A 14,896-nucleotide genomic window follows, 5' to 3' on the forward strand; every position below is an offset into this window, starting at 1 on the left:
TGGTTGACAAGGGCCCGGTCCGGGAAAACGCCAGGCGTGACCCCACGCATCGAGGACTACGCCCTGATCGGCGATCTCCAGACCGCCGCGCTCGTCGGCAGGAACGGTTCCGCCGACTGGCTCTGCCTGCCCCGCTTCGATTCCGGCGCCTGCTTCGCCGCCCTGCTCGGCACCGAGGAGAACGGCCACTGGCGCATCGCGCCCAAGGGGGCCAACGCCTCGGACACCTGTACCCGGCGCGGGTACGCGGGTGACTCCCTGGTCCTGGAGACGTACTGGGAGACGCGGACCGGCACGGTGAAGGTCATCGACTTCATGCCCCAGCGCGACAGGTCGCCGGACCTGATGCGGATCGTCGAGGGCGTCAGCGGCACCGTCGACATGAGTTCGGTGCTGCGGCTGCGCTTCGACTTCGGCTCGGTGGTGCCCTGGGTGCGGCGTTCGCACGGCCACCGGGTGGCGGTCGCGGGCCCCGACTCCGTATGGCTGCGCAGCGAACCGCCGGTCAAGACCTGGGGCCAGCAGTTCAGCACCTGCTCCTCGTTCACCGTCGCCGAGGGCGAGAGCGTCGCGTTCGTGCTGACCTGGCACCCCTCGCACTCGCCGCGCCCGAAGCTGATCGACCCGCACAAGGCGCTGAAGCACACCCTGCACGACTGGGCGAAGTGGACCGGCGCCTGCACCTACGAAGGCCCCTACCGCGATGCCGTGCTGCGCTCCCTGATCACCCTGAAGGCGCTGACGTACGGCCCGACGGGCGGCATCGTGGCGGCCCCGACCACCTCCCTGCCGGAGGAGATCGGCGGCGTACGGAACTGGGACTACCGCTACTGCTGGCTGCGGGACGCCACGCTGACGCTCGGGGCGATGGTCTCGGCCGGCTATCTGGAGGAGGCGGAGGCCTGGCGGGACTGGCTGCTGCGGGCCGTCGCCGGAGACCCGGCCGACCTCCAGATCATGTACGGGCTGGCGGGCGAGCGGCGGCTGCCCGAGTCGGAGCTGCCCTGGCTCACGGGGTACGAGCACTCCCGGCCGGTGCGCACCGGCAACGCGGCCGTCCGTCAGCGTCAACTCGATGTGTACGGCGAGGTCATCGACGCGCTACGCCTCGCCCGCGTCGCCGGTCTCGACGACAAGCCGCACGCCTGGAACCTCCAGCTCAGCCTGCTCGGCTTCCTGGAGTCGACCTGGCGCGAGCCGGACGAGGGGCTGTGGGAGATCCGCGGCGCCCGGCGGCACTTCGTGCACTCCAAGGTGATGGCCTGGGTCGCCGCCGACCGGGCGGTGTGCTCGCTGGAGGAGAATCCCGAACTGCCCGGCGACGCCGACCGCTGGCGGGCGATGCGGGACGCCGTGCACGCCGAGGTCTGCGAGAAGGGGTACGACCCCGAGCGGAACACCTTCACCCAGTCCTACGGGTCGCGGGAGCTGGACGCCTCGACGCTGCTCATCGTGCGGACCGGATTCCTGCCGCCGGACGACCCCCGGGTGATCGGCACGGTGGACGCGGTCCGCGCCGAGCTCGGCAGCGACGGACTGGTCCGCCGCTACAGCACCCAGGGCGCCTCCGTGGACGGACTTCCGGGCGACGAGGGCGCGTTCCTCGCCTGCTCGTTCTGGCTGGTGGACGCGTTGCAGCGGATCGGCCGGCCGGACGAGGCGCGGGAGCTGTTCGAGCATCTGCTGGGGCTGCGCAACGACGTGGGCCTGCTGGCCGAGGAGTACGACGTGGCGGCGGGGCGGCAGCTGGGCAACTTCCCCCAGGCCTTCAGCCATATCGGACTGGTGAACTCCGCTGTCGACCTCGCCGGTGAGGACCCGGCAGGATAGGGCCATGGATCTTGGACTGAAGGACCGCGTCTACATCGTCACCGGAGCGACCCGGGGCCTCGGCAACGCCACGGCCCGCTCCCTCGCCGGCGACGGCGCGAAGCTGATCATCACCGGGCGGGACGAGAAGGTGGTCGTGGAGGCCGCCGCCGAGCTGGGCCCGGACGTCGTCGGGCTCGCCGCCGACAACGCCGACCCGAGCGCCGCGCAGCGCCTCGTGGACTCGGCGCGGGAACGTTTCGGGCGGCTCGACGGCATCCTCATCAGTGTCGGCGGACCCGCCCCCGGCTTCCTCGCGGACAACACGGACGACCAGTGGCAGACGGCGTTCGAGACGGTGTTCCTGGGAGCGGTACGCCTCGCCCGGACGGCGGCCGCCGCGCTCGGCGAAGGCGGCGTGATCGGCTTCGTGCTCTCCGGATCGGTCCACGAGCCGATCGCGGGGCTGACCATCTCCAACGGGCTGCGCCCCGGTCTCGCCGGCTTCGCCAAGTCGCTGGCCGACGAGCTGGGCCCGCGCGGGATCCGGGTGGTGGGCGCGCTGCCGGCCCGGATCGACACCGACCGGGTCCGCGAACTGGACGCCCTGTCCGGCGACGCGGAGGCCGCCCGCACCGCGAACGAGGCACGGATTCCGCTGCGCCGCTACGGGACGCCCGAGGAGTTCGGGAAGACCGCGGCCTTCCTGCTCTCCCCCGCCGCCTCCTACCTCACGGGCATCATGGTCCCGGTGGACGGCGGATCACGGCACGGCTTCTGACCCGCCCCGCCGGTCCCCGGGTGCCGTAAGGGCCGTCAGGACACCCGCTCCGCGCGGTGCTTGACGGCCCGCAGGCGCACCTCGGCGGGAAGCGCGTCCAGACCGGCCGAGGTGCGTGCGTGCGCCAGGGCCCCGTCGGCGACCGCGTTCAGCGTCCCGAGGGGCGCGGCGTGCGGTTCCATCATCAGCCGGACCCGGGCCCGGGGCTCGGTGCGGCGGCCGGTCAGCATCGCCTGGGCGCGGGCCACTCCGTCCAGTGCGCCCGCCTCTTCGGCGAGGACGCCCTCCAGGGCGCGGCCCCGCACCTGGGCCCCTTCGCCGTCGCCGCTGTCCACCAGTACGTCGGCGAGCCGGCCGCGGCGGAGCTGGGCGAGGAGCCACCACAGGGCGAGGACCACGAGGACGGCGAGGACGGCGATCACCGTCGGCCACCACCAGCCCGCGTCACGCCAGCGCTGCCGGTCGGCCACGCTGAGCAGCACGTCGGTCTTGCCGTCCCAGGGCCACCAGGACGGCACGGAGGCGCCGAGGCCGGCGGCGAGCACCGCCCCGCCGACGACGACCAGCACCAGCCCGGCCAGGGCCAGCAGGACCCTGTTGACGGTGGAGCGCATGCGGCTCATCCCTTCTTCGCCGGTCGGTGCACCTGGACGGAGAGGGCCGGCGGCTTCGCCAGGCCCAGTTCCCGGACGGCCTTCTCCAGCACGGCGTCCAGGTCGGCCCGCACGTCGTCGAGTTCCCGGAAGTGGGAGAGCGCGCGCACCTTCGCCTTCCGCCGTCCCATGCCGACCCGCACGGACTGCACGCCGGACACCTCCACGGACCGGTCCCGCAGGACCAGTGCGGCGGCGCTACGATCGAGTCCGGCCCGGACGTCGGCGCGGTCGCGACGCATCGGCAGCAGGTCGCGCAGTCCGGGGGTGAGGGCCAGGAGGATCAGCCAGAGGCCGATCAAGGCCGCGACGCCGGCCCCGATGAGCACCGCGATGTCGTCCAGATTCCGTTCGGCCAGTCCGTCGGCGAGGGAGCGACGCCACTGCATGGCCGGGTGGTCGGCCCGTACGGCGGCGATGTCGTAGAGCAGCAGCCCTGCTCCGCCCAGGACCACGAGGGCCAGCAGGGCGGCCGGGACGCGACGGGCGGACCAGAAGCGGCGGGCGGTGCCGTCGCCCTGTTCCAGGGTGGGGACCGGTTCGCGGGCGTCGGCCGACGTGTTCGGGGCCTGCGGGCTCGCGTGGTCGTCGCTCTGTCCCAGGGTGGGCATCCGCCGGGTGGAGCCGGTGGGTTCACCGGGTTCGGTCATCGGATCCTCCCCTGTGCGGCGGCGCTCGTTCCGGCGGGGTGCAGCCGTTCGACCTGCACGGCCACCTCGGGCACCTCCATGCCTGCCAGTGCCTTGACCCGCTGGGCGACCCGGCGGCGTACGGCGCCGCACTGGCGGCCGATGTCACTGGGGTAGCCGAGTTCCAGACTGACGCGGACCCGGGCGGCGTCGCGGTGCACGGTGACCGTGGCACGCGGCGACGCCCCGTCCGCGGGCGGTTCGTCGACCGCCTCCTTCGCCGCCTGGGCGGCGATCTTGGCGACGACGCGGTCGGCGATCCGGGTCTCGCCCCGTATCGCGGCGGCGACCCGGCCGTTCACCGCCGTCACCGTCGCCGGTCGCCGCGCTCGCGACTCCGGAAGAAGTCGCCGGGCTCCAGGTCGCCGTCCAGGAAGCGGCCGGCGATGAAGCCGACCGCGCCCAGCGCGGCCACCAGTACGAAGGCTCCGAACCCGCCGAAATACCCGGCGAACCCGAGCGCCATGCCGGCCAACAGACCGGCGACAGCCATGCTCATCGTGTCTCTCTCCTCAACTGGCGTGCGACGGAGATGCGGAAGGGTCACTGAAGACGCTGATCGTCGTTGCCGTCGTCATCGTCGTCCTCGTCGGGCAGCTTGACGTCGCTCACCGCGATGTTGACCTCGACGACCTCGAGGCCGGTCATGCGCTCCACCGCCGCGATGACGTTCTCGCGCACGTCACGGGCCACGTCGGAGATCGCCACGCCGTAGTCGACGACGATCTCCAGGTCGAGGGCGGTCTGCGACTCGCCGACCTCGGCCTTGACTCCGCGGGTGACGGACTTGCCGCCGCCGGGGACCCGGTCGCGGACCGCGCCGAACGTCCGGGACAGGCCGCTGCCCATCGCGTGGACGCCGACCACATCGCGTGCCGCCATCCCGGCGATCTTCTCGACGACGCCGTCGGCGATGGTGGTGCGGCCCCGGGTGCCCGGGTCGCCGCCGCCACGCTTGCTCAGCGGGGTCTTGCCACCGGACCCGCTGTCGGGGTTGTTGCGCTGGGAGCTCTCAGTCATCGCCGGTCTTCCCTTCGGGACTGGTTTGGACTTCCTTGCCCACGTTAAGTGCGCTTTCCCCATCCCGCGTCGTGGATACGGCAGTCTGGGGTGATGACGACGGCACGGGGCCCGCAGAGGGTCGACGGATGGACCGCTTCGGTACGGCAACGGCTGGGTCTGGGCAGGCTGCTGCCGCTGGGCGGTCCGGCGGACGGCGCGTGGATCGCGGAGACGGCCGCCGCGTCGGTGCTGTGCGCGGCGGCCACTCTCCCCGGGACGGTGCTGGGGAAGCTGCGGATCGGTCCGACGCAGGAGGCTCTTGAGGCGGCTGTGGCCGGGAGCGGCCCCGCCGTGTCGCGGGACCCGGCGGCCCCGGCGCCGCCCCCGGCTCCGCCGAGTGCGCTGCCGCCGGGGCCGCTGCGGATCGAGGCGGAGTTCTCCACCACCCCGGACCGGCCGCTGCCCGACACCGCGGCGGCCCTGCGCGCGGCGCTGCTCACGGCCGCAGCCGCCCGGCTGGGTCTGGAGGTCACCGAGGTGGACCTGACGGTCACGGCATTGCTGGAGGCCGGTGCGACCGATCAGGTGACGGTCGCGGAGACAACGCCTCCGGCCCCGGGCCCGGGGCCGGAGGGGCCGGTGGCGACGGCTGCCGCCGGGGCGCCGGGGGTCGTCTCGCTGACGCGGGTCCTGGGCGGCCCGGTGCACACCGCCCACGATCATGTGCGCGTCGAGGTGGCGACGGCCGGGGACCACCGGGCGCTGGATGTCGCCCGGTCGGTGCGCACGGCGGTGGCGGCGGCCTCGGAGGACCGGTTGCCGGTGTCGGTGCTGGTCACGGCCGTGGTCAGTCGGTGATGCCCGCCAGGTCACGGAGCCGGCGGCCCTGGGCGGCCCGCTCGGCGACGCGCTGCTGCGCGTAGTCGCGCGAGAGCGCGCCGGCCAGGAGGGCCTTCGTCTCGACGACGGCGTCACGGGGCGCCGCCACCAGGGCCCCGGCCAGGTCGCGGGCCGCCGCGTCGAGCTGGTCGACGGGGACCACGAGGTTGGCGAGGCCGGTGCGCTCGGCCTCCTCGGCGTGCACGAAGCGGCCGGTGGCGCAGATTTCGAGCGCGCGGGCGTACCCCACGAGGTGCACCAGGGGGTGGGTGCCCGTGAGGTCGGGAACGAGGCCGAGGCTGGTCTCGCGCATGGCGAACTGCACGTCTTCGGCGACGATCCGCAGATCGCAGGCGAGGGCGAGCTGGAATCCGGCGCCGATGGCGTGGCCCTGGACCGCGGCGATCGACACGAGGTCGTTGCGGCGCCACCAGGTGAACGCCTCCTGGTACTCGGCGATGGTCGCGTCGAGCTCGGCCTCCGGGCCGCGCGCCATGTCGAGGAACGACGGCTCGCCGTCGAAGCCCTCGGGAGTGAAGGCCTGCCGGTCGAGGCCCGCGGAGAAGGACATGCCCTCGGCGCGGAGCACCACGACCCGGACCGTGCCGGGCAGCGCCCGTCCGGCTTCGGTCAACGCCCGCCACAGAGCGGGAGACTGAGCGTTGCGCTTGGCCGGGTTGGTGAGCGTCACCGTGGCGACGGCGTCGTCGACGGTGAGCCGTACGCCGTCCTTGTCGAGCACAGTGTCGATCGAGGTCATGGGGCGCCTCCGGATGGGGTGCAGTCAGCACTCGGTATGAAGTGACTGAACAGTAACCACCCGGGCGACCTTGCGGTCAGCCGGGTGGTCACCCCGAATTCCGTTGGGCCCGCATGACGCCGAGGGCGCCGGAACTCAAGGGCCTCAGGCCGAAGCGGCCTTCTTGCCCCGTGTCGCGCCGCCGCGTCCCCGCAGCGTCACTCCGGACTCACTGAGCATCCGGTGGACGAACCCGTAGGAGCGGCCGGTTTCCTCGGCCAGCGCCCGAATGCTCGCACCGGAGTCGTACTTCTTCTTCAGGTCTGCCGCGAGCTTGTCACGCGCGGCGCCGGTTACCCGGCTGCCCTTCTTCAGAGTCTCGGCCACCCGTGCCTCCTCATGCGAAGTGCGCTCTGGACTCTCATGATCACCCCTCCCGCGCTTCCTGGCCACCCATTCGGCAAGGTCGGTGCGAGCGGTTTCCCGGACGAGAAGCACGCCGACACGAGCGGAATCCCTGATTCCCCAGGGCGTACGGGGGTGCACGGCCCGGACCGGCAGGAGAACCGCCAGGTCAGGGCCGTACGGGGAAGAGTGGCCGGAAAGGGGGCGCACGACGGGTGAGCGCCGGGCGCACCACCGGAGTACGAGACGTCCTCACGCAGATGATGGATCACGCGTAGGCCGAATGATCTATCCCCGGTGGATCAGGCGAGGGCGACGAGGTCGCGGTAGTCCGCTCCCCAGAGGTCCTCGACGCCGTCCGGGAGCAGGATGATCCGTTCCGGCTGGAGCGCCTCGACGGCGCCCTCGTCGTGGGTGACGAGGACGACCGCACCCTTGTAGGTGCGCAGCGCGCCGAGGATCTCCTCGCGGCTGGCGGGGTCGAGGTTGTTCGTCGGCTCGTCGAGCAGGAGCACGTTGGCGGAGGAGACGACCAGGGTCGCCAGGGCGAGCCGGGTCTTCTCGCCGCCGGAGAGCACGCCCGCGGGCTTGTCGACGTCGTCGCCGGAGAAGAGGAAGGAGCCGAGCGTCTTGCGGACGGCCACGAGGTCGAGGTCGGGCGCGGCGGAGCGCATGTTCTCCAGGACCGTGCGGTCCGGGTCGAGGGTCTCGTGCTCCTGGGCGTAGTACCCGAGCTTGAGGCCGTGTCCCTCGATGATCTCGCCGGTGTCGGGCTTCTCGGCGCCGCCGAGCAGGCGGAGCAGCGTGGTCTTGCCGGCGCCGTTGAGGCCGAGGATGACGACGCGGGAGCCCTTGTCGATGGCGAGGTCGACGTCGGTGAAGATCTCCAGCGAGCCGTACGACTTGGAGAGGCCCTCCGCCATCAGCGGGGTCTTGCCGCAGGGCGAGGGGTCGGGGAAGCGCAGCTTGGCGACCTTGTCGGAGACCCGTACGGCCTCCAGGCCGGAGAGCAGCCGGTCGGCGCGCTTGGCCATGTTCTGGGCGGCGACGGTCTTGGTGGCCTTGGCGCGCATCTTGTCGGCCTGCGCGTTGAGGGTCGCGGCCTTCTTCTCGGCGTTCTGGCGCTCGCGCTTGCGGCGCTTCTCGTCGGCCTCGCGCTGCTGCTGGTAGAGCTTCCAGCCCATGTTGTAGACGTCGATCTGGGAACGGTTGGCGTCGAGGTAGAACACCTTGTTGACGACCGTCTCGACCAGGTCGACATCGTGGGAGATCACGATGAAGCCGCCGCGGTAGGACTTGAGGTAGTCGCGCAGCCAGACGATGGAGTCGGCGTCGAGGTGGTTGGTCGGCTCGTCCAGGAGGAGGGTGTCGGCGTCCGAGAAGAGGATCCGGGCCAGCTCGACGCGGCGGCGCTGACCGCCGGAGAGCGTGTGCAGGGGCTGGCCGAGGACCCGGTCGGGCAGGCTGAGCGCGGCGGCGATGGTGGCGGCCTCGGCCTCGGCGGCGTATCCGCCCTTGGTGAGGAACTCCGTCTCCAGGCGCTCGTACTTCTTCATCGCCTTCTCGCGGGTGGCGCCCTGCCCGTTCGCCATCCGGTCCTCGTTCTCGCGCATCTTGCGCAGGATCGCGTCGAGGCCGCGGGCGGAGAGGATGCGGTCGCGGGCGAGGATGTCGAGGTCGCCGGTGCGCGGGTCCTGCGGGAGGTAGCCCACCTCGCCGGACCTGGTGATGGTGCCCCCGGCGGGGGTGCCCTCGCCCGCGAGGCACTTGGTGAGGGTGGTCTTGCCCGCTCCGTTGCGGCCGACGAGGCCGATGCGGTCGCCCTTGGCGATGCGGAAGGAAGCGGACTCGATGAGGATGCGGGCGCCGGCGCGCAGCTCGATGCCGGAGGCGGTGATCACGGAAAAACTCCAGGGCAGTATGGACGGCGGAGGGACGAGGGCGGAGGTCTCTCGACGCCGCTAATGCACAAGGAGAAAGGCCATACGGCCCATTCTACTGGCGGTACGCAACTTCTTTTCCGCGTGCTCGTCGGGACGAACCGGCCGATACTCGGCGCGGGGCCCGGACGCAGGACGGGCGGCAGGGCGAGAACAGCGACGCCGTGCCACGACGACACCGGACGGGCCGACCGCTGATCACGGAGCCTGCCCGGGCGGACGTCCGGCACGGGTTGGACGCGGCTGCGGCGGTCGGCGACGACCGGACCCAGGAGAGGTGCCAGGGACGGATCACCCCGGAGTCGTGGACGCACGGTTCAGCCGCGCGGCGGCAGCAGCGGCTCTCCATCGGGTTCCGCACGGGGGATATGGCGCGGTGCGACACCTTCGCCTGAACCTAACGCACCTGACCTGCGGGAACGCTTTCGGGAGGGCATTGTCAGTGCCCGGTGGAAGACTGAGACCTGAGACGCAGATCACATCAGGGTGATCCGGACAGGCGTGGCAGCAGGAGAGGTGAGCGCGATGGCAGGCGGGGCGAGCGGCGTTCCCACGATCTACCCGACGATCCTTTACGACGACGCGAAGGCCGCGATCAGGACGCTGACGCAGGGCCTCGGCTTCACCGAGGAGGCGGTCCACGAGGGGGAGAACGGCAGTGTGCTGCATGCCGAGCTGTCCTGCGGCAACGGCAGGGTGATGCTCGGCTCCAAGGGACGCGAGGGACTGTTCGCGCAGGCGATGACGGGTGCGGGCCCGGCGGGGGTGTACGTGGTGGTGGAAGAGGTGGACGAGCACCACGCCCGTGCCAAGGAGTTCGGCGTGGAGATCCTCATGGAACCGACCGACCAGGACTACGGCTCCCGGGACTACATGGCGCGGGACGCCGAGGGCAACGTGTGGAGCTTCGGGACGTACGCCCCGGGGTCCGGCTGAGCGGACCCCGGAGGCGGCCTGGCTTGCGCACGGCACCGCGGTCCCGGTCGGGGCCCGGGCTCAGGACCCTCCGGTGTGCACCTGGAAGGCGGCCCGGCGGACCGCCTTGGCCAGGGCCGGGTCCGGGTGGGCCGCGGCCAGGGCGACCAGGACCTGGACGGTGCGCGGATGGCCGACGGCCCTGACCTCGTCGAGCAGGGCGGGGACGGTGCCCTGGACGGCGGAGTCGAGATGGCGCACCAGGAGCCCGGTCTCGCCGTGGTCGGCGACGGCCGCCGCGGTGTCGACCCAGAGCCAGGTGGCCTCCTCCCGGCTGAGGACGTCCTGGGCGTCGTCCGGGTCGTTGCCCTCGTACTCGGCGAGCCAGAGCAGCGCGTAGGGCCGCAGCGAGGGTTCGGCGAGGACGGCGCGGACCTCGGGTTCGGCGGGGGCGCCGACGACCCTCAGCGCCTCGAAGGCCAGTCCGCGCAGCAGCGCGTCCTCGCCCCGGGCGACGGCCAGCAGTTCGGCCACGGCGCTGCCGACGGTGCGGGCGGCGAGCCAGGCGCGGTATTCGGCGCGGGCCGGGCCGGGGGTGAGCCGGGCGCAGCCGAGGAGCATGTCGGCGGCGGACTGCTCGATGTTCCCGGCCGGGCTCTGCGCGGCGACGCAGATCTGTTCCAGCTTGACCCAGACCGCCCAGTTGCCGAGCGGGGTGAGGGTGGCGTGCCCTTTGCCGAGCGTCAGCGCCCCGACGGCGGCGAGGCCCTCCAGGGCCCAGTCGAGCAGCAGGGCGTTGAGGTCCGCGCTCCGGGCGGGTCCGGCGCCGTTCCGGGACGCCCCAGCCCGGGCGGGGGTCTCCGCCTGGTCGGCGGGCACGGTTCTGACGGGTCCCAGGGGCACTTCGCAGCGCTCCTCCTGGAGTTCGGCGACGCGCTGGCCGAGGAGGTCCAGCAGGGCGGGGACGGTGACCGGGCCGGCGGAGAGCTGGAGGAGGGAGAGCACCTGGGGCACGGCCTCGACGGCTTCGGCGACCGCGCCCGCCTCGATGTCCGCGGGTGCGGCGTGGACGAGCGACCAGGCGTCGAAGAGCGCCACCCAGCCGCGCAGGACGGCGGAATCGTCCCGGTCCCAGGCGCGCAGCCGCCAGCCGGGGCGGGCGGTGTCACCGTGCAGCTCGATCAGTCCGGCCAGCCGGGCCCGGTCCCACCCCGCGCGGATCTGCGCCGGGGAGAGTTCCAGAGCGGTGGCCGCCCGTTCGAGGGCGTGGGCCGCGAGCGGGGCGGCGGTGCCCGGCCCCGGCGCGCCGGCCGCCCAGTGGGCGATGCGTACGGCGTCGGCGAGCACCGCCCTGGCCTGGCGCGCCAGTTCCGTACGGGGCGGGGTGCCCTCGGGGGGCCGGGGAGCCGGCCTGGTACGCCGGGTCGTCACGGCCTTGCGGGCGGTGGCGAGGGGTCGCGGGCGGACAAGTCGCAGCCTGGAGTCGCGCGGAGTACGGGACGTCACGGGAGCAGTCTTGCCCCTGACGGCCCGAAAGCCCAAACGGAAGGTGTTTCACCGGTACGGGAAAGGTTCCCCCGGTGCGGCGGCAAGCGGGAGAGTTCACCCCATCGGCTCACATCAGGGGCGTGAGGAAGCGTCGCAGGGTCTCCTCGTAGCGGGCCGGACCGGCGTTCCACATCGACGCATGCGGAGCCCGCGGTACGGCGTGGAGGCTGACCAGGTCCGGACGGCGGGCGGCGAGCTCGCGGGAGGCGTCCCAGGGGGCGATCGTGTCGTCCGGGCCGTGCAGGATCAGGGTCGGGGCGCGCAGTGAGGCCGGGGCCGAGGTCTCCAGCACCGGAGCGCTGTTCATCCCGGTCCTGCCCTGGGCGGCGCGGACGGCGAGCGGCAGCAGCGCGGCCGGGACGCCGCGGGCCGCGGCCAGGGCGCGCAGGGTGACCGGCCAGTCCAGCACCGGGGAGTCGAGGACGAGGCCGCTGATCCGGTCGCGGAGCGGGGACTCGACCGCGGCGTACAGGGCCATGGTGGCGCCGGTGGACCAGCCGTGGACGATCACGTTGCGGGCCCCGTGGCGCAGGGCCCAGCGGAGGGCGGCGTCGAGATCGCGCCATTCGGAGGCGCCGAAGTGGCCGAGGCCGTCCGCGGGGCGGGGGGCTCCGGGGTCGCCCCGGTAGGCGAGGTCGAGCACCGGGAAGCGCTGTTCGCGCAGGAAACCCATCAGGTTCATGGGGTGGGCCCGGGTGGTGCCGAGGCCGTGCACGGTGATGACCCAGGTGTCGCGGGCGCCGGGGACGTACCAGGCGGGCAGGGTTCCCAGCTCGCCGGGGATCTCGACCTCCTGGTGGTCCAGGCCGAGGTCGCCGCTCGGGTCACCGTCGTACAGCGCGGGGGTGAGCCGCACTTTCGCGCCCGGTTCGAGGAGCCCCCGGCCGACGTTCTCCAGCCTGCGGACGACGGTGTCGGCGGCCTGGGAGGCCCCTTCGACGACGGGCCCGACGACCGCGTGGACGTCGGGTCCGGACAGACCGTAGGTGCCGGGCCTGAGCGCCGAGAAGGACCGGGTCAGGGTGACCTGTCCGGCGGCCGTGGCATGCACGGTGAGTCTGCGGTCGGCGGGAAGGGGACGTCCGGGCGCCGCTTTGAGGGCGACGTCGCTGGCGTACCGGCCGGCCGCGACCGCTGTCGCACCGACGCCGAGGATCGTGGTGACGGCCGTTGCCGTCGCGGTTACCGGGCGCACCGCTCCAGTGTCGTGGGGCCGGGGGCGGGCTGCCAGTGGACGGGGCCGTCCGGGGCGGACGCGGCCCGGGACCGGGGCTCCGGCGGTTCGCGAGGCCGCCCTCGCGGGAGCTCCGGCGCGAAGGCTCGGCGGGAAGCGCGGGTCAGCCGGGCTGGCCGTATCCCTTGAGCGCTTCCGTCACCTCGTCCAGTTGGGCCGCGTCGAGCAGGGCCGGCGTGCGGCCGGGCACGGAACTCGCGGTGAGCCAGAGGCGGCAGAGCCACTCCAGTTGGGCGGTGCGCTCGTAGGCCTGGTCGAGGGTGTCGCCGTAGGCGACGGTGCCGTGGTTGGCGAGCAGGCAGCCGGTACGGCCCTCCAGGGCCCCGAGCATGGCTTCGGCCAGTTCCGGGGTGCCGTAGCGGGCGTAGGCGGCGGTGCGGACGGGTCCGCCGAGGATGGCGGCCGCGTAGTGGACGAGCGGCACCTCGGTGACGAGGGTGGAGACGGCGGTGGCGTGGACGGCGTGGGTGTGGACCACGGCGGCGGCGTCGGTGGAGCGGTAGACCGCCAGGTGCAGGGGAAGTTCGCTGGTCGGCCCGAGGTCGCCGAGGACCTGGCGGCCTTCCAGATCGACTCCGACCGCGTCGTGGGGTCCGAGCCGGTCGTAGGGCACCCCGCTGGGCGTGACCAGGACCAGGTCGCCGACGCGGGCCGACACGTTGCCCGAGGTGCCGACGACCAGGCCGTCCGCCGCGCTGCGGCGGGCGGTGGCGACGACGTCCCGCCAGGTCCGGCCGACGGATTCCGGGTGTTGCTCGCTCATGGGGCGAGCGTAGGGGTCAAGTGGCGCAACCGGAACGTCACCTGCGAGGTGACGGAGGTCTCTTCCGAGTGCCGAACAGCCGTTCAAAATGTTCGCCAACCGGAGGCAAAGGACAGCCCACGCCCCGCCTCACAGACACCGCGCAGCCCCTCCCGCGCACAAGCGGAGGCGACCCACTCCGTTTGGGGTCACCGCAGCGCCCTGCTCAGTTCATCTTCCGTTCATCCAGGTTGCCTACGGTCCACGTGCCACTGACGTCGAACGATTGCCTGGGTAAATGGAACACATCACGCTGCTGCTTGCGATTGTGGTCGTGACAGCTCTCGTGTTCGATTTCACGAACGGTTTCCACGACACCGCCAACGCGATGGCGACCACCATCTCGACCGGCGCCCTGAAGCCCAAGACAGCGGTGGCGATGTCCGCCGTTCTCAACCTGATCGGCGCGTTCCTGTCGGTGGAGGTCGCCAAGACGATCTCCGGCGGGATCGTCAACGAAGACGGCATCAGAACCGAGGTCATCTTCGCGGCGCTCGTCGGCGCCATCCTGTGGAATCTCCTTACCTGGCTGGTCGGCCTGCCCTCCAGCTCCTCCCACGCCCTGTTCGGCGGACTGATCGGCGCCGCCGTCATGTCGGCCGGCTGGTCCTCGATCAACGGCGGCACCGTCGTCACCAAGGTGCTGCTGCCCGCGATCGCGGCCCCCCTGGTCGCCGGTATCGCCGCGATGCTGGCCACGCGGCTGACGTACCGGATCAACCGGAACGTCACCGACGAGGGTCAGCTCAAGTCGACCGCCAAGGGCTACCGGGCCGGACAGATCGCCTCCGCCGGTCTCGTCTCGCTCGCCCACGGCACCAACGACGCCCAGAAGACGATGGGCATCATCACCCTGGCGCTGGTCACCAGCGGTGTCCTGGCCCCCGGCTCCAACCCGCCCATGTGGGTCATCGTCTCCGCCGGTGTGGCCATCGCGCTCGGCACCTACCTCGGCGGCTGGCGCATCATCCGCACGATGGGCAAGGGCCTGACCGACCTCCAGCCGCCGCAGGGCTTCGCCGCCCAGACCAGCGCGGCGACGGTCATCCTGGCCTCCTCGCACCTCGGCTTCTCGCTCTCCACCACCCAGTCCTGCTCCGGTGCCGTCATGGGCGCGGGCCTCGGCCGCAAGGGGGGCGTGGTCCGCTGGTCCACCGCCACCCGGATGTTCGTCGCCTGGGGGCTGACGCTCCCGGCGGCCGGTCTGATCGGTGCGGGCGCCGAGTTCCTGACCAAGCAGGGCCCCTGGGGCATCGCCGTCACGGCGGTCATCCTGGTGGGCGGTTCGTTCGCCATCTGGGTGGCCTCGCGCCGCCAGCCGGTCGACCACACCAACGTCAACGACACGGACGACGACGAGCCCCAGGGCGTCGTCACCACCGCCATGGCGGCGGTCCAGCCGCCGCCCATCGGCGGCCCGGCCTCCGACCTCGCATCCACCATCCCGGCCCCCGCCTCGGCGCCCGACGACCCGGCCCGGCCGCCGGCCAAGGTGTAAGG

16 protein-coding genes and 1 pseudogene are annotated in these 14,896 nt (G+C 72.6%); 6 read left to right on the top strand and 11 right to left on the bottom strand.

All coding sequences use genetic code 11. The annotated features are described in order from the left end of the window. Positions 1 to 36: 36 nt before the first annotated feature. The gene (locus ACIRJT_RS35455) at positions 37 to 1,830 is read left to right on the top strand and encodes a glycoside hydrolase family 15 protein (protein ID WP_403917774.1); all 1,794 of its coding nucleotides are present in this window, start codon (positions 37 to 39) and stop codon (positions 1,828 to 1,830) included. Between the two features lie 4 nt (positions 1,831 to 1,834). Then, positions 1,835 to 2,590, top strand: coding sequence for an SDR family oxidoreductase (locus ACIRJT_RS35460; protein WP_403917777.1), 756 nt, complete (start codon positions 1,835 to 1,837; stop codon positions 2,588 to 2,590). A 35-nt stretch (positions 2,591 to 2,625) separates the two neighbouring features. Here the strand turns inward: ACIRJT_RS35460 and amaP are convergent, their stop codons facing one another. Genes amaP through ACIRJT_RS35485 form a run of 5 tightly spaced genes read right to left on the bottom strand, consistent with a single transcriptional unit; the run spans position 2,626 to position 4,952 of the window. After that, the gene (gene amaP, locus ACIRJT_RS35465; protein WP_403917960.1) at positions 2,626 to 3,204 is read right to left on the bottom strand and encodes an alkaline shock response membrane anchor protein AmaP; all 579 of its coding nucleotides are present in this window, start codon (positions 3,202 to 3,204) and stop codon (positions 2,626 to 2,628) included. Positions 3,205 to 3,209: 5 nt separating this feature from the next. After that, complete coding sequence (locus tag ACIRJT_RS35470) at positions 3,210 to 3,893, bottom strand: DUF6286 domain-containing protein (RefSeq protein WP_403917780.1); 684 nt, start codon at positions 3,891 to 3,893, stop codon at positions 3,210 to 3,212. Beyond that, complete coding sequence (locus ACIRJT_RS35475; RefSeq protein ID WP_403917783.1) at positions 3,890 to 4,243, bottom strand: hypothetical protein; 354 nt, start codon at positions 4,241 to 4,243, stop codon at positions 3,890 to 3,892. The genes ACIRJT_RS35470 and ACIRJT_RS35475 overlap by 4 nt, the downstream gene beginning before the upstream one ends. Further along, entirely contained in the window at positions 4,240 to 4,431 is a 192-nt protein-coding gene (locus tag ACIRJT_RS35480) for a hypothetical protein (protein WP_012381448.1), read from the bottom strand. The genes ACIRJT_RS35475 and ACIRJT_RS35480 overlap by 4 nt, the downstream gene beginning before the upstream one ends. A gap of 44 nt (positions 4,432 to 4,475) precedes the next feature. Next, complete coding sequence (locus ACIRJT_RS35485) at positions 4,476 to 4,952, bottom strand: Asp23/Gls24 family envelope stress response protein (protein WP_403917786.1); 477 nt, start codon at positions 4,950 to 4,952, stop codon at positions 4,476 to 4,478. Between the two features lie 93 nt (positions 4,953 to 5,045). Here ACIRJT_RS35485 and ACIRJT_RS35490 point away from each other — a divergent pair, with 93 nt between their 5' ends. Beyond that, positions 5,046 to 5,792 carry a hypothetical protein gene (locus tag ACIRJT_RS35490; protein WP_403917788.1) on the top strand — a complete coding sequence of 249 codons (747 nt, stop codon included), beginning with the start codon at positions 5,046 to 5,048 and terminating at the stop codon, positions 5,790 to 5,792. Here the strand turns inward: ACIRJT_RS35490 and ACIRJT_RS35495 are convergent. The 3 genes from ACIRJT_RS35495 to ACIRJT_RS35505 form a co-directional block, all read right to left on the bottom strand. Beyond that, positions 5,782 to 6,573, bottom strand: a complete 792-nt coding sequence (locus ACIRJT_RS35495) for an enoyl-CoA hydratase/isomerase family protein (protein ID WP_403917790.1) — start codon at positions 6,571 to 6,573, stop codon at positions 5,782 to 5,784. The two genes, ACIRJT_RS35490 and ACIRJT_RS35495, sit on opposite strands and share 11 nt — an antisense overlap. A 144-nt stretch (positions 6,574 to 6,717) precedes the next feature. Beyond that, on the bottom strand, positions 6,718 to 6,939 hold the full coding sequence (locus tag ACIRJT_RS35500) for a helix-turn-helix domain-containing protein (protein WP_006123601.1): 222 nt from the start codon (positions 6,937 to 6,939) through the stop codon (positions 6,718 to 6,720). A 320-nt stretch (positions 6,940 to 7,259) separates the two neighbouring features. Then, positions 7,260 to 8,858 (bottom strand): ABC-F family ATP-binding cassette domain-containing protein, encoded by a 1,599-nt coding sequence (locus tag ACIRJT_RS35505; protein WP_403917793.1) that lies wholly within the window; start codon positions 8,856 to 8,858, stop codon positions 7,260 to 7,262. Between the two features lie 164 nt (positions 8,859 to 9,022). Between ACIRJT_RS35505 and ACIRJT_RS35510 the strand changes: the two are divergent. After that, positions 9,023 to 9,292, top strand: a pseudogene (locus ACIRJT_RS35510) (neutral zinc metallopeptidase); the annotation flags it as partial. Positions 9,293 to 9,422: 130 nt separating this feature from the next. Next, the gene (locus ACIRJT_RS35515) at positions 9,423 to 9,833 is read left to right on the top strand and encodes a VOC family protein (RefSeq protein ID WP_403917963.1); all 411 of its coding nucleotides are present in this window, start codon (positions 9,423 to 9,425) and stop codon (positions 9,831 to 9,833) included. Positions 9,834 to 9,893: 60 nt separating this feature from the next. Here ACIRJT_RS35515 and ACIRJT_RS35520 read toward each other — a convergent pair whose 3' ends face one another. The 3 genes from ACIRJT_RS35520 to ACIRJT_RS35530 form a co-directional block, all read right to left on the bottom strand. Next, positions 9,894 to 11,243, bottom strand: a complete 1,350-nt coding sequence (locus tag ACIRJT_RS35520) for a hypothetical protein (RefSeq protein ID WP_403917966.1) — start codon at positions 11,241 to 11,243, stop codon at positions 9,894 to 9,896. 184 nt (positions 11,244 to 11,427) lie between these two features. Continuing rightward, positions 11,428 to 12,555 carry an alpha/beta hydrolase gene (locus ACIRJT_RS35525; protein ID WP_403917796.1) on the bottom strand — a complete coding sequence of 376 codons (1,128 nt, stop codon included), beginning with the start codon at positions 12,553 to 12,555 and terminating at the stop codon, positions 11,428 to 11,430. Between the two features lie 142 nt (positions 12,556 to 12,697). Continuing rightward, entirely contained in the window at positions 12,698 to 13,357 is a 660-nt protein-coding gene (locus ACIRJT_RS35530) for a class II aldolase/adducin family protein (protein ID WP_403917799.1), read from the bottom strand. Between the two features lie 277 nt (positions 13,358 to 13,634). Between ACIRJT_RS35530 and ACIRJT_RS35535 the strand changes: the two genes are divergently transcribed. Further along, positions 13,635 to 14,894 carry an anion permease gene (locus tag ACIRJT_RS35535; RefSeq protein ID WP_403917802.1) on the top strand — a complete coding sequence of 420 codons (1,260 nt, stop codon included), beginning with the start codon at positions 13,635 to 13,637 and terminating at the stop codon, positions 14,892 to 14,894. The last annotated feature ends 2 nt before the right edge of the window (positions 14,895 to 14,896 follow it).

Origin of the sequence: Streptomyces sp. NPDC102283 (genome assembly GCF_044766265.1) — a bacterium.
Lineage (GTDB): Bacteria > Actinomycetota > Actinomycetes > Streptomycetales > Streptomycetaceae > Streptomyces.

Excerpts from the sequence above, each read along its gene's own strand:
- ACIRJT_RS35460 (WP_403917777.1), top strand. The coding sequence starts at position 1,835 with ATGGATCTTGGACTGAAGGACCGCGTCTACATCGTCACCGGAGCGACC.
- amaP (WP_403917960.1), bottom strand. The coding sequence starts at position 3,204 with ATGCGCTCCACCGTCAACAGGGTCCTGCTGGCCCTGGCCGGGCTGGTG.
- ACIRJT_RS35470 (WP_403917780.1), bottom strand. The coding sequence starts at position 3,893 with ATGACCGAACCCGGTGAACCCACCGGCTCCACCCGGCGGATGCCCACC.
- ACIRJT_RS35480 (WP_012381448.1), bottom strand. The coding sequence starts at position 4,431 with ATGAGCATGGCTGTCGCCGGTCTGTTGGCCGGCATGGCGCTCGGGTTC.
- ACIRJT_RS35485 (WP_403917786.1), bottom strand. The coding sequence starts at position 4,952 with ATGACTGAGAGCTCCCAGCGCAACAACCCCGACAGCGGGTCCGGTGGC.
- ACIRJT_RS35490 (WP_403917788.1), top strand. The coding sequence starts at position 5,046 with ATGACGACGGCACGGGGCCCGCAGAGGGTCGACGGATGGACCGCTTCG.
- ACIRJT_RS35495 (WP_403917790.1), bottom strand. The coding sequence starts at position 6,573 with ATGACCTCGATCGACACTGTGCTCGACAAGGACGGCGTACGGCTCACC.
- ACIRJT_RS35515 (WP_403917963.1), top strand. The coding sequence starts at position 9,423 with ATGGCAGGCGGGGCGAGCGGCGTTCCCACGATCTACCCGACGATCCTT.
- ACIRJT_RS35530 (WP_403917799.1), bottom strand. The coding sequence starts at position 13,357 with ATGAGCGAGCAACACCCGGAATCCGTCGGCCGGACCTGGCGGGACGTC.
- ACIRJT_RS35535 (WP_403917802.1), top strand. The coding sequence starts at position 13,635 with ATGGAACACATCACGCTGCTGCTTGCGATTGTGGTCGTGACAGCTCTC.